The organism is Hydrogenophaga sedimenti, from assembly GCF_051857515.1.
Classification (GTDB): Bacteria; Pseudomonadota; Gammaproteobacteria; order Burkholderiales; family Burkholderiaceae_C; genus Hydrogenophaga.
Genome location: NZ_JBPZHA010000006.1, coordinates 224,258 through 246,346, shown reverse-complemented (window position 1 = coordinate 246,346; position 22,089 = coordinate 224,258). Strand labels below are relative to the sequence as shown.

General features: G+C 68.0%; 20 protein-coding genes. 8 read left to right on the top strand and 12 right to left on the bottom strand.

Features of this window, described 5'->3' with window-relative positions; translation table 11 throughout:
• The first annotated feature begins 155 nt into the window (after positions 1–155).
• From ACS5NL_RS12345 to ACS5NL_RS12335, 3 genes are read left to right on the top strand one after another with little or no spacing between them, the layout of a single operon-like run.
• Positions 156–1,091, top strand: a complete 936-nt coding sequence (locus ACS5NL_RS12345; protein WP_439354120.1) for an ABC transporter substrate-binding protein — start codon at positions 156–158, stop codon at positions 1,089–1,091.
• Entirely contained in the window at positions 1,088–4,876 is a 3,789-nt protein-coding gene (locus ACS5NL_RS12340; RefSeq protein ID WP_439354119.1) for a PAS domain-containing protein, read from the top strand. Before ACS5NL_RS12345 ends, ACS5NL_RS12340 begins: the two co-directional genes overlap by 4 nt.
• Positions 4,873–5,310: a response regulator gene (locus ACS5NL_RS12335; protein WP_439354118.1), complete on the top strand. Its 438-nt coding sequence runs from the start codon at positions 4,873–4,875 to the stop codon at positions 5,308–5,310. Before ACS5NL_RS12340 ends, ACS5NL_RS12335 begins: the two co-directional genes overlap by 4 nt.
• Here the strand turns inward: ACS5NL_RS12335 and ACS5NL_RS12330 are convergent, their stop codons facing one another.
• From ACS5NL_RS12330 to ACS5NL_RS12310, 5 genes are all read right to left on the bottom strand, one after another.
• Positions 5,311–6,273 carry a PDR/VanB family oxidoreductase gene (locus ACS5NL_RS12330; RefSeq protein WP_439354117.1) on the bottom strand — a complete coding sequence of 321 codons (963 nt, stop codon included), beginning with the start codon at positions 6,271–6,273 and terminating at the stop codon, positions 5,311–5,313.
• Positions 6,270–7,307, bottom strand: a complete 1,038-nt coding sequence (locus ACS5NL_RS12325; protein WP_439354116.1) for a Rieske 2Fe-2S domain-containing protein — start codon at positions 7,305–7,307, stop codon at positions 6,270–6,272. Before ACS5NL_RS12325 ends, ACS5NL_RS12330 begins: the two co-directional genes overlap by 4 nt.
• A 93-nt stretch (positions 7,308–7,400) precedes the next feature.
• Positions 7,401–7,877, bottom strand: coding sequence for a MarR family winged helix-turn-helix transcriptional regulator (locus ACS5NL_RS12320; protein ID WP_439354115.1), 477 nt, complete (start codon positions 7,875–7,877; stop codon positions 7,401–7,403).
• Positions 7,878–7,924: 47 nt separating this feature from the next.
• Entirely contained in the window at positions 7,925–8,302 is a 378-nt protein-coding gene (locus ACS5NL_RS12315; RefSeq protein ID WP_439354114.1) for a hypothetical protein, read from the bottom strand.
• 116 nt (positions 8,303–8,418) lie between these two features.
• Positions 8,419–9,567: an NAD(P)/FAD-dependent oxidoreductase gene (locus ACS5NL_RS12310; protein WP_439354113.1), complete on the bottom strand. Its 1,149-nt coding sequence runs from the start codon at positions 9,565–9,567 to the stop codon at positions 8,419–8,421.
• Between the two features lie 82 nt (positions 9,568–9,649).
• On the opposite strand from ACS5NL_RS12310, the gene ACS5NL_RS12305 reads away from it, so the two are divergent.
• The 5 genes from ACS5NL_RS12305 to ACS5NL_RS12285 all read left to right on the top strand — a co-directional run bounded on the left by ACS5NL_RS12305 (position 9,650) and on the right by ACS5NL_RS12285 (position 13,895).
• Entirely contained in the window at positions 9,650–10,102 is a 453-nt protein-coding gene (locus ACS5NL_RS12305; protein ID WP_439354112.1) for a universal stress protein, read from the top strand.
• A 478-nt stretch (positions 10,103–10,580) separates the two neighbouring features.
• Positions 10,581–12,281, top strand: coding sequence for an FAD-dependent oxidoreductase (locus ACS5NL_RS12300; RefSeq protein ID WP_439354111.1), 1,701 nt, complete (start codon positions 10,581–10,583; stop codon positions 12,279–12,281).
• Positions 12,282–12,301: 20 nt separating this feature from the next.
• Positions 12,302–12,526 (top strand): DUF2783 domain-containing protein, encoded by a 225-nt coding sequence (locus ACS5NL_RS12295; protein WP_439354110.1) that lies wholly within the window; start codon positions 12,302–12,304, stop codon positions 12,524–12,526.
• A 39-nt stretch (positions 12,527–12,565) separates the two neighbouring features.
• Positions 12,566–13,105 (top strand): VOC family protein, encoded by a 540-nt coding sequence (locus ACS5NL_RS12290; protein ID WP_439354109.1) that lies wholly within the window; start codon positions 12,566–12,568, stop codon positions 13,103–13,105.
• A gap of 106 nt (positions 13,106–13,211) precedes the next feature.
• Complete coding sequence (locus tag ACS5NL_RS12285; protein WP_439354108.1) at positions 13,212–13,895, top strand: hypothetical protein; 684 nt, start codon at positions 13,212–13,214, stop codon at positions 13,893–13,895.
• A gap of 88 nt (positions 13,896–13,983) precedes the next feature.
• Here ACS5NL_RS12285 and ACS5NL_RS12280 read toward each other — a convergent pair whose 3' ends face one another.
• The 7 genes from ACS5NL_RS12280 to ACS5NL_RS12250 are packed head-to-tail and all read right to left on the bottom strand — an operon-like array spanning position 13,984 to position 22,077.
• Positions 13,984–16,272: an ATP-binding protein gene (locus ACS5NL_RS12280; RefSeq protein WP_439354107.1), complete on the bottom strand. Its 2,289-nt coding sequence runs from the start codon at positions 16,270–16,272 to the stop codon at positions 13,984–13,986.
• On the bottom strand, positions 16,269–16,775 hold the full coding sequence (locus ACS5NL_RS12275) for a putative pterin-binding protein (protein WP_439354106.1): 507 nt from the start codon (positions 16,773–16,775) through the stop codon (positions 16,269–16,271). The genes ACS5NL_RS12280 and ACS5NL_RS12275 overlap by 4 nt, the downstream gene beginning before the upstream one ends.
• Positions 16,776–16,817: 42 nt before the next feature.
• On the bottom strand, positions 16,818–17,918 hold the full coding sequence (locus ACS5NL_RS12270; protein WP_439354105.1) for a protein-glutamate methylesterase/protein-glutamine glutaminase: 1,101 nt from the start codon (positions 17,916–17,918) through the stop codon (positions 16,818–16,820).
• A 12-nt stretch (positions 17,919–17,930) separates the two neighbouring features.
• A complete protein-coding gene (gene cheD / locus ACS5NL_RS12265; protein ID WP_439354104.1) occupies positions 17,931–18,644 on the bottom strand; it encodes a chemoreceptor glutamine deamidase CheD in 714 nt (237 codons plus the stop codon).
• Positions 18,631–19,515, bottom strand: a complete 885-nt coding sequence (locus tag ACS5NL_RS12260) for a CheR family methyltransferase (protein WP_439354103.1) — start codon at positions 19,513–19,515, stop codon at positions 18,631–18,633. The genes cheD and ACS5NL_RS12260 overlap by 14 nt, the downstream gene beginning before the upstream one ends.
• A 30-nt stretch (positions 19,516–19,545) precedes the next feature.
• Positions 19,546–21,678: a chemotaxis protein CheA gene (locus tag ACS5NL_RS12255; protein WP_439354102.1), complete on the bottom strand. Its 2,133-nt coding sequence runs from the start codon at positions 21,676–21,678 to the stop codon at positions 19,546–19,548.
• 36 nt (positions 21,679–21,714) lie between these two features.
• Entirely contained in the window at positions 21,715–22,077 is a 363-nt protein-coding gene (locus ACS5NL_RS12250) for a response regulator (RefSeq protein ID WP_439354101.1), read from the bottom strand.
• Between the last annotated feature and the right edge of the window lie 12 nt (positions 22,078–22,089).

The following is a 22,089-nucleotide window of genomic DNA, read 5'->3' as shown; positions in this document are numbered from 1 at the left end:
ATTCAGGATTGCTGTCGTTCAACGCACGCATGACCCACGTTTCACCGTCAACAGGGAGGGCGCCAACCCGGTGCGACACGCGGGTTGCGTTGCCGTTCGCGTGGCGCTGCCTGTGGAGGGTGTTGTCCGGGCTGGGCGTCGCTGCCACTGCGGTCATGCTGGCTGCCTGCCAGCCGGTACCAACACCCCCGCTCAAGGTGGGCATGAACCCCTGGGTCGGCTACGACCCGCTGGTGCTGGCGCGCGACAAGGGGCTGCTGGACACGACGCTGGTCAAGGTGGTCGAGCTGTCGTCCAGCTCCGAGTCGCTGCGCCACTTCCGCAACGGACTGCTGGACGGCGCGGCGCTGACGCTGGACGAGGCGCTGCGCCTGGCCGATGAAGGCATGGACGTCCGCATCGTGGGGGTGCTCTCGGCATCGGCCGGTGCGGATGTGGTGGTGGCCCGCTCGGACATCCGGTCGCCCGCCCAGTTGCGGGGGCGGCGCCTGGCGGTCGAGAAGACCACTGTCGGTGCGCTGATGCTGCAGCGTCTGCTGAAGGCCGGAGGCCTGCAGCCGCAGGAAGTCGTCGTCCAAAACATGGAGGCGTCCCAGCATCTGGCTGCCCTGCGCACGGAACGTGTCGATGCGGCCGTGACGTTCGAACCCCTGGCCGGCGCCATGCGGGCGGCGGGTTTCTCCGCGATCTTCGACAGCCGCCAGATGCCGGGAGACATCGTCGACGTGCTGGTCGTGCAAGCCCGGGTGCTGGACCGCCATCCCGAACAGGTCGAGGCGCTGGCCCTGGGCTGGCAACGCGGACTGGAGGCCATGCAACGCGAACCGCAGCTCGCGGCCCAGGTGCTGGCCGTCGGCGCCGACCTCACGCCCGCCGACTACCTGGCGACCCTGCAGGGCCTGCGGTTCTACAGTGCCGAGGAACGTCAGGCGTTGCTGTCGGGCCGTCCGCGCGTGCTGGGCCAGCAGTCCGAAGGGCTGGCGCTCACCCTGCAGCTGATGGGGCTGATCAAGGAGACGCCCGACTGGGGACGGCTGCTCGATGAAGACTGGGCGCAGCGGCTGCGCGGCTTGCAGGAGCGCCAGCCATGAGGTGGGCGCTGCGCCAGGCGCTGCTGGGCATGGCGGGGCACCGGATGGTGCCCCTGATGATCTTCCTGCTGGCGCTGGGCGCGATCGGACTGCGGTACTCGGGGCAGATGCACCACATTTCGACCGACGTCGTCGAGTTCGAGCGCGAACGTCTGAGGGACCGGCTGAGCATCGAACAGAGCCGGCTGGACATCGGCCTGGGCAACGGCGACGCGATGACGCTGCGCCGCATCGTGTCGTCCCTGGGCGTGCTGGACGGGCTCAACCACGCTTACCTGGTCGACGGCAGCAACCGGGTGCTGGCGTCTCTCTCTCGCTCGGACATCGGCGTGCCACTGGACCAGGCGCTGGCGCGGGTCGAGCAGCGCGATCTGGTCACCGCGCTGTTCCAGGGGCCGGTGCGTCCGGCGATCGACATGGCCCAGGTGAAGGATTTGCCGCTCATCACCGGCCGGGTGCCGCTGCTGGATGGACACCGTCTGGTCACACTGGTCGACATCTCCATTCCACTGGCGCAGCACCGGCGGGCTGCGCTGCGGGACCTCTCGATCGAGGCGGCGGCCGCGCTGGGTTTTGCGGGGCTGCTGGCGCTGCTGCTGCACGTGATGTGGTTCCGGCGGGCGTTGCGCCTGGCCGATGCGCTGGGTGCGATGGGGGCCGGAAACCTGGCGGTGCGCTCGGGGATCGACGGGCGCGACGAGCTGGCGCTGATCGGACGGGCCGCCGACCGCATGGCCGAACAGCTGCAGGCCGACCGGGCCGTCGCCCTGCACATGAGCGAGCTGGTCAACCGTTCGCCGCTGGTGGTGATCGAATGGCGACGGGAGCCCGGCTGGCCCGTGCACTACGTCAACGACAACATCCGCCAGTGGGGCTATGAACCGAAGGCGCTGGTGGAGGGCAAGGTGCCGTTTGCCTCCCTGCTGCATCCCGACGACGCCGCATGGGTGGGGGACGAGGTGGACCGCTTCCTCGCCGAAGGCCCCGACGAGTACCGACAGGAATACCGGATCCTTCGGGCCGATGGCTCCACGGCCTGGGTGAGCGACCATACCCGCCACGAACGGGACGAACATGGTGCGGTGGTGCGCATCAGCGGCATCCTGCTGGATGTGACCGAGCGCAAGGAGGCCCAGCGGGCCCAGCGGGAGCAGGCCGGGCTGCTGCGCATGTTCTACGAGCTGCCGTTCCTGGGCATGGCGATTTCCTCCCCGGGCGACAAGCGCTGGCTGCAGGTCAACGACCGGCTGTGCGACATCCTCGGTTATTCGCGGGACGAACTGTTGCGCATGACCTGGGCCGAGATGACGCCACCGGGGGATCTGGAGCGCAACGTGACGCTGTTCGACGAACTGGTCGCGGGTCGGCGCAACGGGTACCGCATGGCCAAGCGCTTCGTGCGCAAGGACGGGCACCTGGTGCACACCGAGCTCGACGTGCGTGCGGTGCGCGACGAGGGCGGCCAGGTCCGGCAGCTGTTCGCGACCATCCAGGACGTGACCGAACGCAAGCGCTACGAGCAGGCGCTGCAGCAGATGCAGGACCAGTTGCTCAAGGCGCAGCGCATTGGTCACATGGGCAGCTGGACGCTGGACCTGCGCAACCGGCGGTTCGTTGCATCCCCGCATGCCCTGGTGATCTACGGCACCGATCCCGAGCGACCGGACTTCACGCTGGAAGAAGCCGACGCCCTGGTGGTGCCCGAGGACAGGGCACTGGTGCGGGAGGCGGTCCGTCGAGGTGCCGACACCGGTCAGCCGTGTGATCTGCGCTGCCGGATCCTGAATCCCGTGCGCGGCGTGCGCCACCTGCATGTGCGTGCGGAGTTCGAGCGCGAAGAGGGGCAGTTTGTGCGATGCGTCGGCATGGTGGTGGACGAGACCGAGCTGGTCGAGGCCCAGCGCGAGCGCGACCGGCTAGTGTCGGTGCTGGAGACCACGTCGGACATCGTTAGCATGGCCGATCCGCAAGGGCGGGTGTTCTACTTCAACCGCGCCGGCTACGACATGCTGGCCTTGCCACTGGACACTCCATTGGCCGACGTGATCGAGCGCGTGCATCCGCCGTGGGCGGCCACCAAGGTGCGTGAAGAAGGCATACCGGCGGCCATCGAGCACGGCCGGTGGCTGGGCGAGACGGCAGTGTACGACGCCCACGGGCACGAAGTGCCGATGTCGCAACTCATCATCGCCCACCGCGACCCTGACGGTCAGCCGATGTACCTGTCGGCGATCCTGCGCGACATCTCCGAGCGCAAGGCGTCCGAGACTGCACTGGGTCTGGAGCGGGCCCGGCTGGACGAAGCCCAGTCGGTGGCATTGATCGGCAGCTGGAGCGTGGAACTGCCCGAAGGGAAGGTGAGCTGGTCCCATCACCATTTCCGGGTGCTGGGCTACGAGCCCGGCCAGGTGGTGCCCAGCATCGAGGCCTACCTGAACGTGGTGCATCCGGACGATCTGGCACGGGTGAAGTCCCATGTCGAGAGCACCGGTTCCCACCAGGGGGCGGATGTGTTGAAGATCGAGCACCGCATCGTCAGGCCGGATGGCGTGCGCCATGTCGAGGAGCGGGCCAGCGTGGAACGGGACGGGAACGGGCAGGCGCTGCGCATTTTCGGCACCACGATGGACGTCACCGAGCGGGTGCTGGCTGACCAGGCCGCCAAAGACTTGCGCGACATGCTGGAGCAGGCCGAAACCGTGTCGCTGCTGGGCAGCTGGGCTGGCGATGCGGAGACCCAGCGCCTGAAGGTCTCGGCCCAGCTGTTCCGCAACCTGCGGCTGGAGCCGGCCTCGCGGCCACCGACCGATGCGCAGTATCTGGACCGCATCCACCCGGACGACCGGTCACAGGTGATGGCGGACATGCAGCGCATCCGCGAAGGCGGGCCCCCGGAAGACTTTGTGTTCCGGACCAACCCCGAGCATGGGCCGACGCGCTGGATGCGTCGCACCGCGCGACGCATCTCCCGCGAAGAACAGGGTCTCAAGCCGCGCTACATCGGCACCCTGCTCGACATCACCGAGTCGGTGCGCGCCGAAGAGAAGCTGCGCCAGATCAACCAGGAGCTGGAGCAGCGGGTGGCCGAGCGCACGGCCCAGCTGAGCCAGGCCAACCAGGAACTCGAGGCCTTCTCGTACACCGTTTCGCACGACCTGAAGGCACCACTGCGGGGCATCGACGGGTACAGCCAGCTGCTGGTGGAGGAATACGGCCCCAAGCTGGACGACGAGGGCCAGCAGTTCGTGCGCCGCATCCGCCAGGGCGTGCAGCAGATGGGCGAGCTGATCTCCGACCTGCTGGAGTATTCGCGCATGGAGCGCCGCGACATGGCGCCGGAACCGATCGACATGAAGGCCATGGTCGATCTGGTGCTGGACGTCTGCCACGCCGACATCGAGCGCCAGGGCGCCGAGATCCGGCTGGAAATGACCAGCTTCACCCTGCCGCTGGACCGCGAAGGCATCCAGGTGGTGCTGCGCAACCTGATCGGCAACGCGCTGAAATTCAGCCGCGACAGCCACCCGCCCGTGGTGCAGATCGGTGCCCGGTCCGAAGCGGGCCACCGTGTCATCTGGGTGCGTGACAACGGGGTGGGTTTTGACATGAAATACCACGATCGCATGTTCGGCATCTTCCAGCGGCTGCACCGCGCGGAGGAGTTTCCGGGCACCGGCGTCGGACTGGCGCTGGTGGCCAAGGCCGTGCAGCGCATGGGCGGGCGTGTCCGGGCCGAGAGCTCACCCGGTGCCGGTGCCACCTTCTATCTGGAGTTCCCTGAATGAACGTTTCGCTGCAACCGCCGCCGATCCTGCTGGTGGAAGACAACCCGATGGACCTGGACCTCACCTTGCGGGCCTTCAACAAGAAGCGCCTGACCAACCATGTCCAGGTGGCCCGCGACGGCGAGGAGGCACTGGCCTACATCCCGCGCTGGGAAGCGGGCGAGCCGGTGCCGGCGGTGATCCTGCTGGACATCAACCTGCCCAAGATCAGCGGGCTGGAGGTGTTGCGGCAGCTCAAGGGCCACGAACGGTTCCGGCGCATCCCGGTGGTGATCCTGACCTCGTCGCGCGAGGACCGCGACCTCAAGACCGCCTACGACATCGGGGTCAATTCCTACATCGAGAAGCCGGTGAGCTTCAGCAAGTTCGTCGAGGTGGCCGAACAGATCGAGCTGTACTGGTGCGTGCTCAACGAGCGCTCGGACCGTTTCTGATCAGAGGTCGAGCACCAGGCGCGGGCTGCTGGCGCGCGAGCAGCAGGGCAGGAACTGGTTGTTCTCCGCGCGCTCCTCGGGCGTGAGGTACTGGTCGCGGTGATCGGGCGTGCCGGCCTTGACGCCGGTCAGGCAGGTGCCGCAGACCCCCTGTTCACACGACATCGGAATGTCCAGCCCGGCGGCCAGCAGGGCCGCCAGCGCGCTCTGGCCGGCGCTCACCGGAATCACCCGGCCGGTGCTGGCGATCTCCAGCTCGAAACCGCCGTCGCCGCTGGTGTCCGCGGGCGCCGCCGCGAAGTATTCGCGGTGCAGGCGTTCCTCGGGCCAGCCGGCGGTGCGGGCCGCGGACAGCACCGCGTCCATGAACCCGGTCGGTCCGCAGACATACAGGTGGGTGCCGGCGGGCGCCTGCGCCAGGGTGGCCGCCAGGTCCAGCCGCTGTCCGGGCGCACCGTCGTCGTGGTGGTGCTGCACGCGGGCGGCAAACGGTGCCGCCGCGGTGTGGGCGATGAACGGGGTGCGCTCCCGCGAGCGGGTGCAGTGGTGCAGGTCGAAGGCCTCGCCCTGCGCCCACAGCTGCTCGGCCATCGCCAGCAGCGGCGTGATGCCGATGCCGCCGGCCAGCAGCAGGTGGTGTGGCGCGCTGGCCTGCAGGGCGAACAGGTTGCGTGGTGTGCCGATGTGCAGCTCGGTGCCGGGCAGGAGCTGATCGTGCACCGCCGCCGAGCCGCCGCGCGAGGCGGCGTCGCGCAGCACGGCGATGCGGTAGCGCCCCGTTTCCCCCGGTGCGTTGTACAGCGAGTACTGCCGCACCAGTCCGCCGGGCAGGTGCACATCGATGTGGGCGCCAGCGGTGAAGGCCGGCAGCGCGCCGCCGTCGGCGGCCACCAGATCGAGACCGCAGATGTCCCGCGCTTCCTCGCGGCGGTCCGCGATGCGCACCCGGATCGTCGTGCTCATGCCGCGGCACCTTTCTCTTCGGCGATCAGGCGCTCGATCACCTTGCGCGACTGCACGCCGCCGGTGTCGATGTTGAGCTTGAGCAGCGCGCGCTCGGGGAAGGCGCTGAGGTTCTTCTGCTGGCGTTCCAGCATCTCCAGGTCTTCCGAGAAGATCTTGCCCTGGCCTTCGCGGATCTGCGCCGTCAGCGCAGCGTCTTCGGGTTTGAACTTGCGCGCCATGCCCCAGAAGTAGTGCATCGAGGTGTCGGTCTCCGGGGTGATGAAGTCGATCACCTGGCTGTAGACCTTGTGTTCGGCCGGCGCGTCGTAGCCGCCGTGGCCCGCGTGGGCGACACCGACCTCGATGATCACGTGGCTGGGCGGCGTGAAGCGGCAGATCTGCCAGCGATCGACCGGCACGTCGTCGGCCAGGCCCCGGGCGCGCAGCGCGGCCTTCCAGAACGGCGGCGCGGGAATGTCGCTCATGAAACGGCTGGTGACCACCTCGTTGCCATTCACCGTGGTCTTGCAGGGCGTCTCGTCGATTTCAGGCTGGCCGATGCTGGTGCTGTGCACATAGGTTTCGTGCGTCAGGTCCATCAGGTTGTCGACCATCAGGCGGTAGTCGGCCTTCACGTGGTACAGGCCGCCGCCGTACGCCCACTCGGGGTGGTCGTGCCACTCCATGTGCGGGATCAGCGCCGGATCGGCCTGGTCCTTGTCGCCTGGCCAGATCCAGACGAAGCCGTAGCGCTCTTCGACCGGGAAGCTGCGGATGGCGGGAAAACCGCCGACGCGCTGGCCGGGCATGGCGATGGTCTTGCCGTTGCAGCCCATCTCCAGCCCGTGGTAGCCGCAGACCAGCTTGCCTTCGCTGACGAAGCCCAGCGACAGCGGTGCGCCGCGGTGCGGGCAGAAATCTTCCACCGCCGCGACCTTGCCTTCCTGCGCGCGGTAGAACGCGATCGCCTGGTTGCAGATGGTGCGGCCCAGGGGCTTGTCGGCGAGTTCGTGGGCCGCGCAGGCCACGTACCAGGTGTTGAGGGGGAACATGTCTGTCTCCTGTGTTGGCGGTACCGGAAATGCATTCATTCAGTATGCTGAATGAGCAAATTGTAGGGACGGCGGCGGGACTTGAAAAGCCGTTCAGGATTCGGGTTTTCCCGGGGGTTCGGGTTCGCCGGGGCTGGCCTGGTGGAGGTTCACGAATTTGCCCAGCAGGCGCAGGAACTCGTCGCGCTCCTGCGGCGCCAGACCGTCCAGCAACCGCGCATACATCGGGCGCACGCGCGGCAGCATCTCGGCCAGCACCGCGTCGCCTTCTGCCGTCAGCCGCAGGGCGCGTTGCCGGCGGGGCAGCAGTTCGCGCACGATCCAGCCCTTGGTTTCCAGGCGGGTGGCGATGTCGGCCGTGGTCGAGGTGTCCAGTGCCACCTTGTCGGCCAGCGTCACCTGGTCGATGCCCGGCGCGTCCTGCAGCGCGCGCAGCACCGCGTACTGCACCGGCGTGACCTGGCGCCCGTGGGTGTCGTGGAACACCGAGACCGCCAGCTGGTGGGCGCGGCGGATCAGGTGGCCGGGTTCGGCCTGCAGCGACGGGATGGTCTGGGATTCCGTGTTCACGGGAGCGGGGCGGCGGCGGGAGGGAGCCGCGATCTTACGCGGCGGCGTCAGGCGCCGCGCAGCCGCTCCAGCGTCGTGGTGTAGTGGCGCGATTCGACGATCGACAGGACGGCCATCGCGTAGGAGGCTTGTGCGGCCGACTGGCTGAACAGGCGGCTGAGCACGCCGGGCGTGTACAGCCGGTCGACGCGCCGGCCGGGGGCGGTGGCGTGGATGTCTTCCAGCACCCGGGCCAGCAGCCGGGGCGGTGTGTCGCGCGGAAAGCCCAGCGTCTCGACGAAGGTGGGGGGCTCGGGGGTGGCCGTGGCTGTGCCGGGGCCTGCGCTGTCAGGTTCCCGCGCGGACAGCGCCGCCGGCCGCGCCACTGCCTGGGGCAGACACCCCCAAGCCGATGCGGGGAACAGTTCCGGAGTCTGGTTGTCCATGGTCTGGTGTGGAGAGTCGGAAATGCCAGTGCATCACATCACAAAGAGGGATGTCTGCCACTGTCAGGGTTGACAGGTTTATCGTCACCCGAGGTTGCAGCTTGAGACTTTGTGCTTCAGGAGAGGCGCAGCGACTGGCGCGCAGGCCCGAGCCCGTCCGCGGTCACGCCTTGGGCGGCGATGTGGCCAGGCAGGGCCTGCCCGAGGACCAGGGCGGCGCAGGCTTCGCCCATCGCGGGGGCGGTCTGGATGCCGTAGCCACCCTGGCCGGCGAGCCAGAAGAACCCCTCGGCCTGGGTGTCGAAGCCCCCGACCAGACCACCGTCGGCGACGAAGGAGCGCAGCCCGGCCCAGGTGCGGATCGGGCGCGGCACCTGCAGCGTGGTCATCTCGCCGATGCGGTGGATCGCCATCGCGATGTCCAGCTCCTCCGGCTGCACGTCCTGTGGCGGCACCGGATCGGCGTTGGCGGGCGAACCCAGCAGCACCCCGGCGTCGGGCTTGATGTACCAGTCCTCGGCCGCGCCGAACACCAGCGGCCAGCCGGCGGTCGACAGGCCCGCGGGCGGCTGAAACACGAAGGCCGAACGGCGCTTGGGCACGAGGCCGATGGCCTGTGCACCGGCCAGCCGGCCCACGTCTTCGGCCCAGGCGCCGGCGGCGTTGATGACCACGGGGGCCTGCCACCGCCGTTCACCGGCGCGCAGCTCCCACACGCCGGCCTGGCGCCGCAGCGCGGTCACCGATGCATCGCAGACCAGCTCGCCACCGTGTCGCCGCACGCCGCGCAGGAAGCCCTGGTGGATGGCGTGCACATCCATGTCGGCCGCATCGGGCTCGTACACCCCGCCGGCCACGCATTCCGGCCGCAGCACCGGGACCCGCGCGACCGCTTCGGCACCGGAGAGCCGTTGTGCCAGGGGATTGATCGGCGCCAGCATGGCCCAGTGGGCTTCGAGCTCGGGCAGCTGCTCCGGGGTGGCGACCATCATGGCGCCGCGCGGCGAAAGCAGCGGGTGTTCGCTGAAACCGGGCGGCGGCGATGTGTAGAAGGCGAGGCTGGCGCGGGTGAGGGCGCGGACCTGGGCCGAGCCGTAGCTGGCCATGTAGAGCGCGGCCGAGCGGCCGGTCGAGTGGTAACCGGGCTGGCTCTCGGCCTCGAGCAGCAGCACGCGGGCGTGCGGCGCGAGCCACCAGGCGACGGAGGCGCCGGCGATCCCGGCACCGATGACGATGACATCGGGGTGTGGATTGAGTGAGGTCATGGTGTGCGAAGGACTTGCGTGGCATCATGAATCCACGCGCTGATGCATTGTCAGTGTGTCTCATCCGACGGAGGAACGCACCATGCTGAACATCCTGATCCCGGTCGATGGCTCTTCCCACGCGCTGCTGGCGGTGAACCACGCGATGCGCCTGGTGCACTCGGGGCTGAGGGCGCACTTCGTGGTCGCGAACGTGCAGGAAACGGCGACGCTGTACGAGATGGTGGTCGCGCACGATCCGGCGGTGCTGGAGAAGGTGAATGCCGAGGCGGGGCACGACCTGCTGCGGCCGGCGGTGGCCTTGCTGGAGGCGGCCGGGCAGAAGGTCGAGCAGGTGGTGGCGACGGGCGATCCGGCGAACACGCTGATCGATCTGGTGGAGACCCATGGCTGTCATGTGGTGATCATGGCGGCGGGCACCGGTGGTGGTTTGCGCGCGGCCTTGCTGGGCTCGGTGACGCAGCATCTGGTGGACCACGCGCCGGTGCCAGTGACGGTGGTGCGGGAGGCGGTTTCTCTGTCTGAGGACGAGTGACCGGTTTTTCTCTGGCTGCTTTTCTGCGTTCGTTGCGTTGTTGACTCCCCCTCCTTGCGCCATCGGCGCCGGGTGACCACTCCGCTCATGTCCCCCGGACCGGCTGCGCCGGTCCTCCTCCTTTACTTCGCTGCGTGATCACCCGGCGCCGATGGCGCACGTACAACTGTTGGCGAACCACCGTTGGTATGCAAACAGATCTCTGCTCGAAAGGGCTTGGCACCCTGCAGAGCGAAGTAAAGGAGGAGACGGCCGAAGGCCGTCGGGGGACATGAGCGGCGCAGGGTGCCAAGCCCTTTCGAGCCAGCGAAGGTGTAGCCGAGAAACGCCAAGAAAGCCGCTACGGCAGGCAATAAGAGAATTACGTTTAGAGAAACGTATTTACCAATAAGAAATTCTGAGCTACAGTACGCCCGGACCAAAAACCGGCCGGCGGACCAGAACACGCCGGTGCAGACCACGCAGGAGACAGACCTCGATGGGCACCTACACCTACCCCACCTTCCCCTACCGCGGCCCCGCCGACCTCATCGCCGGCGCGCCCCAGCGCAAACCCCTGATCGTCATCGGCGCCGGCCCGGTCGGCCTCGCTGCCGCCATCGACGCCCGCCTGCAGGGCCTGGACGTGCTGCTGTTCGACGAAGAAGACAGCGTCTCCTTCGGCTCGCGCGCCGTCTGCTACGCCAAGCGCGCACTCGAAATCCTCGACCGCCTGGGCGTCGGCGACACCATCGTCGACAAAGGCGTGAGCTGGAACGTCGGCCGCACCTTCATGAAGGAAGAAGAGGTCTACCGCTTCAACCTCGTGCCCGACGCCGGCCACAAGCGCCCCGGCATGATCAACCTGCAGCAGTACCACCTCGAAGAGGCGCTGGTGCACCGCGCCGAAGCGCTCGGCGTGGACCTGCGCTGGAAATACAAGGTGGCGGGCGTGACGCCGCTGGACGATGGTGCGCGGGTGTCGGTGGAAACGCCCGACGGCGCCTTCGAGATCGACGCCGACTGGCTGATCGTGGCCGACGGCGCGCGCTCCAACGTGCGGCGCCAGCTCGGCCTGGACATCGAAGGCCACGTGTTCAAGGACCGCTTCCTGATCGCCGACGTGGTCATGAAGGCCGACTACCCGGCCGAGCGCTGGTTCTGGTTCGATCCGCCGTTCCACCCCAACCAGTCGGTGCTGCTGCACAAGCAGAGCGACAACGTCTGGCGCATCGACTTCCAGCTTGGCTGGGACGCCGACCCGGAAGAAGAGAAGAAGCCCGAGAAGATCCTCCCGCGCGTCAAGGCCATGCTGGGTGACGAACGCGAGTTCTCGCTGGAGTGGGCCAGCATCTACACCTTCCAGTGCAGGCGCATGAAGAACTTCCGCCACGGCCGCCTGCTGTTCGTGGGCGACGCGGCGCACCAGGTCTCGCCGTTCGGCGCGCGCGGCGCCAACTCCGGCTTCCAGGACACCGACGACCTGCTGTGGAAGCTGGCGCTGGTGATGAAGGGTCAGGCGCCCGAGGCGCTGCTGGACAGCTACGACGCCGACCGCACCTACGCGGCCGACGAGAACATCCGCAACTCGACCCGCTCCACCGACTTCATCACGCCCAAGAGCGCGGTCAGCAAGCTGTTCCGCAACGCGGCGCTGGAACTGGCGCGCACCCAGCCGTTTGCGCGCAAGCTGGTCAACTCCGGCCGCCTGTCGGTGCCCGCCTTCCTCGTGCACTCGGCGCTTAACACGGCGGATGTGGACGCTTTCGAGGGCAACATGGTCCCCGGCGCGCCGATGGACGACGCGCCGGTGCGTGTGGGCGGCAGCGACGCCTGGCTGCTCGACCAGCTGGGCAACCGCTTTCTGCTGCTGGCCTTCGTGGACGATCCGGGCCAGCTGGAGCCGTCGTTGCGCGCCCAGGCCACGGCGCTGGCCGCCGGCCCGGTGCCGGTCGAGACGGTGCTGGTGACGCCGCACGGCGGCACGGCCGTCGGTTTCTCGGTGCTGCAGGACCGCGACGGCCTGTTCGCCCAGCGCTACGACGCCCGCCCCGGCACCAGCTACCTGGTCCGCCCGGACCAGCACGTGGCCGCGCGCTGGCGCCGCGCCGACCTGGCTGCCGTGCGCGCCGCGCTGGCCCGTGCCACCGGGCAGAGCCAGCCGGTCGCGGCCGTGCAAGCCGAACCCGTCGCCGCCTGAACCCCTCCGAGGAGATATCCATGAGCCTGCAACTGCAACCCAACCTCGCCGAACCCGGCCAGCGCTACTTCCGCGACTTCACGCCCGGCGACGACTTCTACGAAGCGCTGATCGAGACCCACCGCGACCTCAGCGACGCGCAGAGCCAGATGCTGAACGCCAAGCTGATCCTGCTGCTGGCCAACCAGGTCGGCGACATCTCGGCCCTCAGACAGGCCCTGGCGATCGCCCGCGAAGGCGTCTGACACCCACCCCGACACCGGAACCCCCGAAGGAGACCCCCCATGAACATCCGCAAGATCCACCACGTCGCCTACCGCTGCAAGGACGCCAAGACCACCGTCGAGTGGTACCAGAAGCACCTGGGCATGAACTTCGTGCTCGCCATCGCCGAAGACCAGGTGCCCTCGACCCACGCGCCCGACCCCTACATGCATTTGTTCATGGACGCCGGCGGCGGCAACATCCTGGCCTTCTTCGAGCTGCCCAACGCACCCGAGATGGGCCGCGACCCCAACACCCCCGAGTGGGTGCAGCACATCGCGCTGGAGGTCGACACCGTGGCCGAGCTGGAAGCGACCAAGGCGCGGCTGGAAGCGGCCGGCGTGCCGGTGGTGGGCGTGACCGACCACACCATCTTCAAGTCGATCTACTTCTTCGACCCCAACGGCCACCGCCTGGAACTGGCGGCCAACACCGCCACGCCCGAGATGATGAAGAAGCTCGACGAGGTGAAGTGGGACATGCTCAACGAGTGGTCGAAGACCAAGCGCGCACCCAAGCACGCCGCCTGGATGCACGAAAAGGAATTTGCCCCCACTTGAATGTGAAATGGGGGGTGAAACCCCCTCAAGTTCCGGTTTAGCTGGCCGAAAACCCTAGGGAACAGCGGAAAAGTCACTTCCGCCCAACCCGAAAGAGGGGTTAACCATGCTGAACATCAGTTCCAGCCAGCCGGTGGGCTGGCCCGCTCCGCCGTCGATGCCGACGGCATCCGTACAGGCCGTGCCCGCGGTGGGTCCGGCGGCGTCTTCGTCCAGGGACACCCAGACCGACTCCGGCCGGCAGGGCCAGAAGCCGCAGGGTGTGTCCGCGCCGTGGCTCGGCCGGACCTCGTCTGACGCCGCCGACGCCGCCGGCGCGCCAGCCGCACAGCCTGCGCCCCTGCTGCCGCGCAGCCAGGGCGAGAGCGAGTCGCCGTCGGTGGCCGACAGGGCGGCCGAGAACAAGGCCCAGACCGAGCAGCGTCTGGAAGAAGAACAGAAGGCGCGCGAAAAGGCCGAGCAGAAGGTGCAGCTCAAGGAAGTGCTGGCCTCTGTGTGGAAGGCCAGCGCGGCGGTGGTCGATGTGGTCCTGGGCCGCGAAGCGGCCGACGGCAAGCTCGCGGTGAGCGACCTGTCCCAGGCCAGTGCCCTGGCCGCGGTGGCCGGTGCCGATGCAGTGGCCCCGGTGAAGTCCTTGCCGCCTTCGGCGGTGGCCCAGGCCGAACTGCCCGGCATCGAACCGATCCCGGCCGCCCTGCGTCGCGAACTGGAACCCACGGCCTACACCGAACAGGGCACCGGCAGCTGGGAACCGGTGGAAGCGGGCAGCCTGATCAGCCAGCGGGTGTGACCGGCGCCGGGCCGGGGCGCCCGGCACGCGCCCAAACAGAAAAGGCAGGTCGAGAGACCTGCCTTTTCTGTTTGGGCGGGAAGAAGCCTCAGGCGGCCTGGCGCATCTCGAAGTGCTGCAGGGCCTTCTGCGTCAGGTCGGCCTCGCGCAGCAGCTGCTGACCCAGCTCGGGCGACACCGGGTCCTCGGTCTGCGTGGCGATGTGCTCGATCTGGGCCGAGGTCTTCACCAGCGCCCGGAACCCCATCAGCATGGCGGTGCCCTTGAGCTTGTGGGCGTTGTAGCCGGTCGCCGCGCGGTCCTGGTCGAGCATGGCCTGGGCCAGCACGTGCACCGTGCCTTCCGGCGGTTCGAACAGGGTCTTGAGCAGTTCGTCGAGCGACTCCTCCGGCATCATGTCCAGGATCTCGCGGTACGACTCGCTGTCGATCAGGCCGACCGACGCGTGGCTCAGGTCGGGCATGCGCACCGGCGCCTCGTACGACGACAGCGGGAACGGGCTGGTGCCCCGCAGGGTCGCGGGATCGATCTCCTCGACCGTGAGGCCGGGGTCCTCGAGCAGGCCGCAGCGCCGCAGCGCGCGCTTCAGGTCGTCGGCCTGCAGGGGCTTGCTGGTGAACTCGTTGACGCCCACCTCGGTCGCCCGCTTGCGCGTGTCGTTGACCACATCCGCCGTGACCAGGATCACCTTGATCTGCGACACCGGGCCGTCGAGCCGGCGGATCGCTTCGGTGGTGGCCAGGCCGTCCAGGATCGGCATGTGGTAGTCCAGCAGCACCACGTCGTAGCTGTCGCGGGCCAGCAGCTCCAGCGCTTCCTGCCCGTTTTCGCAGAAGACCGCCTCGTGGCCCATCTTCTCCAGCAGGATCGCCATGTACTTGAGGTTGATCGGGTGGTCTTCGGCGACCAGCACGCGCAGCTTGCGCGTCAGCGTCGAGAGCACCGAGGTCGGCGGCTCGTCAACCGGGGCCTTGGTTTCCGGCAGGTCCAGCCGCACGGTGAACACCGAACCAACGCCCAGCTGGCTGGACACCTCGATGTCGCCACCCATCATGCGCGCCAGGTTGCGCGAGATCTCCAGACCCAGGCCGGTGCCGCCGATGCGCCGGCGCAGCGAGTTGTCGGCCTGGTAGAAGCGGGTGAACAGGCGGTTGACGGTTTCCTCGTCCATGCCCATGCCGGTGTCGCGCACTGTCAGCACCACGCCAGACTGCCCGGCCGGCGCGCGCGTCAGCTCGGCGATCACGCTGCCTTCGCTGGTGAACTTGATCGCGTTGTTGATCAGGTTGAACATGATCTGGCGCAGACGCGTCGCGTCGGCCTCGACCCACTGCGGCAGATCGGCCGCGGCATAGATGTTCAGCTCCAGGCCCTTGTCGCGCGCCGAGACCTGCATCAGGCCGTCGACTTCGTGCACCACGCCGGGCAGGTGGATCGGCGCCACCGAGAGCTTGAGCGTGCCCGACTCCATGGTCGAGACGTCGAGGATGTCGTTGAGCACGCCCAGCAGGTGCATCGCGGAGTCGCGTGCCGTGCCGAGATAGTCGCGCTGCTGGCTGGACAGCGAGGCGTTGTCCAGCAGGTTGAGCATGCCCAGCAGGCCCTGGAACGGGGTGCGGATTTCGTGGCTCATGTTGGCCAGGAAGATGCTCTTGCCGTGGTTGGCGGCCTCGGCCTGGTCGCGGGCGTCGGCGAGGTCGCGGCTGAGCTTCTGCAGCCGCGCGTACTGGCGCTGCTGCTCGCGGATGTGTCGCACCAGCAGGCCCACGAAGATCAGCATCACCACGATCTGGGCGGCCGCCAGGCCGATGACCAGCAGGCCCTGCTGCTGCAGCTGGCCGTTGCGTTCGTCGACGTAGCGGGCGACGGCGCGGTTGGCCTCGCGGGTGAGTTCGCCCAGCACGGGCTTGAGTGGCTCCACGGCGTCGTCGAGTCTGGCCAGCAGCTCCTTGCTGGCCGCCAGGGCCTGGGGATCGGCAAACAGCTGGTCGCCCAGCGTGTTGAATTCCTTGAGCTTGCCCATCGCGTTCGTGTACTCGAACGACTTTTCGAGCAGGTCGCGGCGCGGGATCTTGGTCAACAGATCGATGCGGCTGAGATAGACCTCATAGCGTTCGAACAGCTCGAAGCCGTCCACCGGTGTGGAGGCCTTCTGCGCCTCCATGAGCGCATGCTCCAGCCGGCCGAGCTCCCGCTCGAGCTGGTAGGCCTGCCACATGATCGAGTCGACCTGGTTGTTCGAGGCGGCCTCCAGCAGCTTGTACTGGCGCCACTGGATCCAGCCCAGTGGCGTCAGGGTCACGACCAGAAAGGCGGAAAGCGCAATGGCCCATTGCCGACCTTGCCAGCGGGCCAGATTCGGCAATGCGAACGTCATTGGATCTCCAGTGCCTTGAGTTGCCAGATCGAGCGTTCGTAGTAGGTCGAGGTGCGCAGTTCGGCGCTGCTGTCGAACGGATAGACCACGAACAGCGGGCCCTTCTCACGCACGGGGATCGGCTTGTCGTCGATCTGGCGCGCCACGATGACCTTGTACTTGGTGGCGTCGCCGGCGGGGATGCTGATCTTGTAGTCGTTGATGGCGACGGCGCTGATCGTGCTGCCGCTGGCCTTGACGGCGGCGAGCACGTCCGACAGCAGCGGGCCGGTGAACTTCACCGGCTTGTCGAACCAGGGCGTCGCGGTGGTGAAGCTGTGCTGGGGCAGGGCTTCGATCATCTTCATGTCGAAACGGGCCACGTCGCCGGCGTTCTTCTCGGCGATCTTGCCGCTGACGGCCAGGATGGGACGCTCCTTGGGCGCATCCAGGGCCAGGGCGGCACCGGAGAGCGACAGCGCGCAGAGCAGGGCGCTGACATGGAAAAGACGGCGGGTATTCATGGGACAACGACTCCGTGGAAGAACACTGGTTTGAAAATGGCCTCAGATGCGGTGCCGCACCAGGGCAGGGTTGCTGGCCAGGCGGTTGAGCAGGGCCGAAGCAATCTGGGTGAGGGGGAGGATTTCGTGGGCGGCGCCGGCCTGGATGGCCATGCGCGGCATGCCGAAGACGACGCAGCTGGCCTCGTCCTGCACATAGTTGTAGCTGCCGGCGTCCTTCATTTCGCGCATCGCCTGCGCGCCGTCGCCGCCCATGCCGGTGAGCATGATGCCCAGCGCATTGGGGCCGAGCACGCGCGCGGCGGAGCGGAACAGCACCTCGACCGAAGGCCGGTGCCGGTTGACCGGCTCGGTGTCTTCGACCACGGCGACGTAGTTGGAGCCGCTGCGGTCGATGCGCAGGTGGTGGCCGCCGGGGGCGATGTAGGCGTGGCCGGGCAGGATGCGCTGGCCGTGCCGCGCTTCTTCGACGCGGATCTTGCACAGCGAGTCGAGCCGGGCGGCGAAGCTGGTGGTGAAGCCCGGCGGCATGTGCTGGGTGATCACGATCGCCGGCGAGTCGGCCGGCATGGGCATGAGCACCTCGCGGATCGCCTCGGTGCCGCCGGTGGAGGCGCCGATGCAGATGACCTTTTCGGTCGAGATGCGTGGCAGCGGCGCGCGCGGGGCTTCGGCGGGCGGCGCGCCGTGCGGCGCCGCGGCGGCGGCGGCCGGCGCGGGCGCCGGGCCCAGGCGCTTGACGTGCGCGGCCGCGGCGATGCGGATCTTGTCGACGATGTCGCTGGCCAGCTCGTTGAGGCCGCTGGTGATGCCGATGCGCGGCTTGGCGACGTAGTCGACCGCACCCATCTCCAGCGCGCGCAGCGTGATGTCGGCGCCCTGTTCGGTCAGCGTGGACACCATCACGACCGGCATCGGCCGCAGGCGCATCAGGCGCGAGAGGAACTCCAGCCCGTCCATGCGCGGCATCTCGACGTCCAGCGTGATCACGTCCGGGCTGAGCTCGCGGATCATCTCGCGCGCCACCAGCGGATCGCTCGCGGCGCCCACGCACTGCATGTCGGGCTGCCGGTTGATGATCTCGGTGAGCAGGCTGCGCACCAGCGCGGAATCGTCGACCACCACCACTCGGATCTTTGCCATTTTTCTTCTCCCTCAGAACAGGTCCACCGAGCCGCCGGAGGTGGTCTTCGCCACCGTCGCCGCGTTGCCACGGACTTCCTGCGTTTCCAGTGTTTCGGGGTGCGAGTGGGCCAGCCGCTTGACCATGGCCTTGCCGGTGGCCGGGAAGTAGCAGACCTTGCGCGGATGGATGTCCAGCACGTCCTTGGAAATGACGGCGATGCGTTCGGTCTGCAGGTAGTCCAGCACGAAGGCCGTGTTGCGCTCGCCCACGTTCATGGTGGTGAAGCTGTGCATCACCTGGCCGCCGCCGAAGACCTTGGCCTGCATGGTTTCGCGGCGCGCGCCGAGCTTGATCATCTCGTTGATCAGCAGTTCCATCGCGTACGAACCGTAGCGGCCCGAGGTGTCGCCGGCGCCTTCGGGCAGCATGAAGTGGTTCATGCCGCCGACCTTGACCCGCGGGTCCCAGATGCAGGCGGCGATGCACGAGCCCAGCACCGTCATGATCATCATGTCGTCGGTGGTGACGTAGTACTCGCCGGGCAGCACCTTGACGGTGTCGACGTTGAAATGGTGGTCGCGGTAGAAGAACGAGGCCTCGCCCGGCTTGGCCGGACGGGTCTTGAGCGTGTCCAGCCGGCTGCGGGGCGCCGCCAGCGGCACCGGCCGGCCCGACAGGCTCGGCAGGGGCGGTGGCTGGGTCGAACGGAAGCCGTTCTGCGGGGTGGCGTCAAATGCGCTCATAGACCGTCTTTCCACGCAGCGAGAACAGGCTTCGCGCATCGCTGAAGTTTTCGGCGTGGCCGACGAACAGCATGCCGCCGGGCTTCATCACCCGGTGGATGCGCTCCAGCACCTGGCGCTGGGTCGTGGCGTCGAAATAGATCATCACGTTGCGGCAGAACACGATGTCGAAGGGTTCGCGGAACGGCAGCTCCTGGATCAGGTTGACCGTCAGGAACTCCATGTGTTTCTGCAGCTCGGGTTTCACGCGCATCAGGCCGGCGTTGCCGCCCTTGCCGCGCATGAAATGCCGCTGCAGGCGCTCCGCGCTCAGGCCCTTGACGCCGTCGGCCTTGTAGACGCCGCGGGCGGCCGTGGCCAGCACCTTGGTGTCGATGTCGCTGTTGACCAGATGGAAGTTGCCCGAGGCGCCCAGCGTCTCGGCCGCGGTCATCGCGATCGAATAGGGCTCTTCGCCGGTGGAGGCGGCCGAGCACCAGATGCGCCAGTGGTGCGAGCGCTTCGCGGCCAGCAGCTCCTCCAGCACGCCGAAGTGGTGCTGCTCGCGGAAGAACGCGGTCAGGTTGGTGGTCAGGGCGTTGATGAACTCCTGCCACTCCGGACCGTCGTGCTGCTCCAGCGCGTCCAGGTAGGTCTTGAAGCTGGTGTGGCCGGTCTCGCGCAGGCGGCGCGAGACGCGGCTGTAGACCATGGCGTGCTTGCCGTCGTGCAGGCTGATGCCGGCCTTCTTGTAGATCAGCGCCTTGATGCGGCCGAAGTCGGCGTCGGACCAGACGAACTCGCGGCCTTGCGACAGCGGGCCGTCCTCGAATGCCGGCAGGTCCAGCACCGTCGACGGCGGGCGGGAGGAAGGGCGGGTCTGCTGCAGCATCGTGGGTCCTGTGTCGGTGGTGGACCGGGATCAGTGGCGCGAACGGCGCACCAGACCGGAGGTGTCCAGGATCAGCGCGACCTTGCCGTCGCCCAGGATCGTGGCGCCCGACACGTTGGGCACGCGGCGGTAGTTGGACTCCAGGTTCTTGATCACCACCTGCTGTTGTCCCAGCAGTTCGTCGACCATCAGGGCGACGCGGGAGCCGTCGGCCTCGACCACGACCATGATCGGGCTGTCGCCGTTGAACTCGAAGCGCGGCACGCTGAAGACGCGCTCCAGCTCGATCACCGGCATGTATTCGTCGCGCACCTTCACCAGCTGCGCACCCTGCGCCACGGTGTTGATGTCGCTGGCCTTGACCTGGAACGACTCGATCACCGAGGACAGCGGGAGGATGTAGGTCTCGTCGCTGACGCGCACGCTCATGCCGTCCATGATGGCCAGCGTCAGCGGCAGGCGCACCTTGACGCTCATGCCGTAGCCCTCGGCGGAGTCGATCTCGACCGTGCCGCCCAGCGAGGCGATGTTCTTCTTGACCACGTCCATGCCGACGCCGCGGCCGGACACGTCGGTGACCACTTCGGCGGTGGAGAAACCGGGTGCCATGATCAGGTTCCAGACCTCGGCATCGCTCATCGAATCGGGCGCGTCCATGCCCTTTTCGCGCGCCTTCTTCAGCAGCTTTTCGCGCGACAGGCCCTTGCCGTCGTCGCGCACCTCGATCAGGATGCTGCCGCCCTGGTGGCTGGCCGAGAGGGTGATGTTGCCGTTCTCCGTCTTGCCTTTGGCGAGACGCTCTTCGGGCAATTCCAGGCCGTGGTCGCAGCTGTTGCGGATCAGGTGGGTCAGCGGGTCGGTGATCTTCTCGATCAGGCCCTTGTCGAGTTCGGTGGCTTCCCCGTGGGTGATCAGCTCGACCTTCTTGCCCAGCTTGGCGGCCAGGTCGCGCAGCATGCGCGGGAAGCGGTTGAACACCACCGACATCGGAATCATGCGGATCGACATCACCGCTTCCTGCAGGTCGCGGGTGTTGCGGTCCAGGTCGACCAGACCGGCCAGCAGCTGCTGGTTGACGGTGCTGTCGAGCTCGCGGCTCTTCTGCGCCAGCATGGCCTGGGTGATCACGAGTTCGCCGACCAGGTTGATCAGCTGGTCGACCTTGCTGACGGACACGCGCAGGGTGCTCGATTCGAGGCCGGCCTGGGCGGGCGCACGGGCGTCGGCGCGGGCGGCCGGCTTGGCTGGTGCGGCGGGCACGGGGGCCGGCGCGACCTCGACCGGCGCCGTTTCGGCCGGTGCCTCGGCGACCGAAGCGGCCGGGGCTTCACCGGGCGTGCCGGGCGCGTTGTCGAAGAAACCGAAATCCGTGCCTTCGCCGGCGATCCCGGTCGGGGCCGGCGCGGCTCCCGCGGCGGGCGCAGACGCACCGGGCGCGGCAATCTGGATCTGCTCCTTGCTCACATGGAAGGTGAACAGGTCCAGCAGATCGGTGTCGGTGGAGCGGGTGAACACGTCGAACGCGCGCACCTTGGGGTCGTCGCCGGGCAGGGCCTCGATGCGGCCCAGGCCGGAGATGTCGCGGAACAGCTCGACGATGCCGTCGGCCTGCTCGGGGTGTTCCAGCGGGCCGATGCGGATCACCAGATGGCGTTCGCCGTCGGCCGCGGGGGCCGCGGCGGCCACCGGGGCTGCGGCCGGCGCCGGTGCCGCATGGGCGACGACGGGGGCGCCGGCGCCTTCGCCGTGGGCCAGCGCGCTGATGCGGGCGACCAGGTCGGCGGTGGCCGGCGGCTCCACGCCCTGGCCCTGGTGGCGGGCCAGCAGCAGCTTGAGCGCGTCGGACGATTCGAGCAGCACGTCCACCATCGGCGGCGTGGGTTGCAGTTCGTGGCGGCGCAGCTTGTCCAGCAGCGACTCCATCTGGTGCGTCAGCTCGGCCACGTCGGCAAAACCGAAGGTGGCGGCGCCGCCCTTGATCGAGTGCGCGCAGCGGAAGATCGCGTTGAGCTCTTCGTCGTCGGCCTGTTCCAGGTCCAGCGCGAGCAGCATCTGCTCCATCTGTTCCAGGTTCTCGCCGGCCTCCTCGAAGAAGATCTGATAGAACTGACTGAGGTCGATGTTGCCACCGGCCGACGTGCTTTCTTGCATCGTTTCACCCATGAAAAACTCCTTGGCCTCGGTGTGCCGGGCTGCGTGTCAGCGGATGACTTTCTGGATGACCTCGATCAGACGACCCGGATCAAACGGCTTGACCAGCCATCCGGTCGCGCCGGCGCTGCGGCCGGCCTGCTTCATCTGGTCGCTGGACTCGGTGGTCAGGATCAGGATCGGCGTGGTCTTGAACTTGGGGTGGTCGCGCAGCTTGCGGGTCAGGCCCAGGCCGTCCAGGCGCGGCATGTTCTGGTCGGTCAGCACCAGATCGATGTGGTGGGTCTGGGCCTTCTCGAAGGCGTCCTGGCCATCGACCGCCTCGACGACGTGAAATCCGGCGCCGGTGAGGGTGAAAGACACCATTTTTCGCATGGAAGCCGAGTCATCGACGGCAAGAATGGATTGCATGAGGGTTCTCCG

What these genes read in the sequence shown, in the direction of transcription:
- ACS5NL_RS12345 (WP_439354120.1), top strand. Translation starts at nt 156, where the DNA reads ATGCTGGCTGCCTGCCAGCCGGTACCAACACCCCCGCTCAAGGTGGGC.
- ACS5NL_RS12340 (WP_439354119.1), top strand. Translation starts at nt 1,088, where the DNA reads ATGAGGTGGGCGCTGCGCCAGGCGCTGCTGGGCATGGCGGGGCACCGG.
- ACS5NL_RS12335 (WP_439354118.1), top strand. Translation starts at nt 4,873, where the DNA reads ATGAACGTTTCGCTGCAACCGCCGCCGATCCTGCTGGTGGAAGACAAC.
- ACS5NL_RS12330 (WP_439354117.1), bottom strand. Translation starts at nt 6,273, where the DNA reads ATGAGCACGACGATCCGGGTGCGCATCGCGGACCGCCGCGAGGAAGCG.
- ACS5NL_RS12325 (WP_439354116.1), bottom strand. Translation starts at nt 7,307, where the DNA reads ATGTTCCCCCTCAACACCTGGTACGTGGCCTGCGCGGCCCACGAACTC.
- ACS5NL_RS12315 (WP_439354114.1), bottom strand. Translation starts at nt 8,302, where the DNA reads ATGGACAACCAGACTCCGGAACTGTTCCCCGCATCGGCTTGGGGGTGT.
- ACS5NL_RS12310 (WP_439354113.1), bottom strand. Translation starts at nt 9,567, where the DNA reads ATGACCTCACTCAATCCACACCCCGATGTCATCGTCATCGGTGCCGGG.
- ACS5NL_RS12305 (WP_439354112.1), top strand. Translation starts at nt 9,650, where the DNA reads ATGCTGAACATCCTGATCCCGGTCGATGGCTCTTCCCACGCGCTGCTG.
- ACS5NL_RS12300 (WP_439354111.1), top strand. Translation starts at nt 10,581, where the DNA reads ATGGGCACCTACACCTACCCCACCTTCCCCTACCGCGGCCCCGCCGAC.
- ACS5NL_RS12295 (WP_439354110.1), top strand. Translation starts at nt 12,302, where the DNA reads ATGAGCCTGCAACTGCAACCCAACCTCGCCGAACCCGGCCAGCGCTAC.
- ACS5NL_RS12290 (WP_439354109.1), top strand. Translation starts at nt 12,566, where the DNA reads ATGAACATCCGCAAGATCCACCACGTCGCCTACCGCTGCAAGGACGCC.
- ACS5NL_RS12285 (WP_439354108.1), top strand. Translation starts at nt 13,212, where the DNA reads ATGCTGAACATCAGTTCCAGCCAGCCGGTGGGCTGGCCCGCTCCGCCG.
- ACS5NL_RS12280 (WP_439354107.1), bottom strand. Translation starts at nt 16,272, where the DNA reads ATGACGTTCGCATTGCCGAATCTGGCCCGCTGGCAAGGTCGGCAATGG.
- ACS5NL_RS12275 (WP_439354106.1), bottom strand. Translation starts at nt 16,775, where the DNA reads ATGAATACCCGCCGTCTTTTCCATGTCAGCGCCCTGCTCTGCGCGCTG.
- ACS5NL_RS12270 (WP_439354105.1), bottom strand. Translation starts at nt 17,918, where the DNA reads ATGGCAAAGATCCGAGTGGTGGTGGTCGACGATTCCGCGCTGGTGCGC.
- cheD (WP_439354104.1), bottom strand. Translation starts at nt 18,644, where the DNA reads ATGAGCGCATTTGACGCCACCCCGCAGAACGGCTTCCGTTCGACCCAG.
- ACS5NL_RS12260 (WP_439354103.1), bottom strand. Translation starts at nt 19,515, where the DNA reads ATGCTGCAGCAGACCCGCCCTTCCTCCCGCCCGCCGTCGACGGTGCTG.
- ACS5NL_RS12255 (WP_439354102.1), bottom strand. Translation starts at nt 21,678, where the DNA reads ATGGGTGAAACGATGCAAGAAAGCACGTCGGCCGGTGGCAACATCGAC.
- ACS5NL_RS12250 (WP_439354101.1), bottom strand. Translation starts at nt 22,077, where the DNA reads ATGCAATCCATTCTTGCCGTCGATGACTCGGCTTCCATGCGAAAAATG.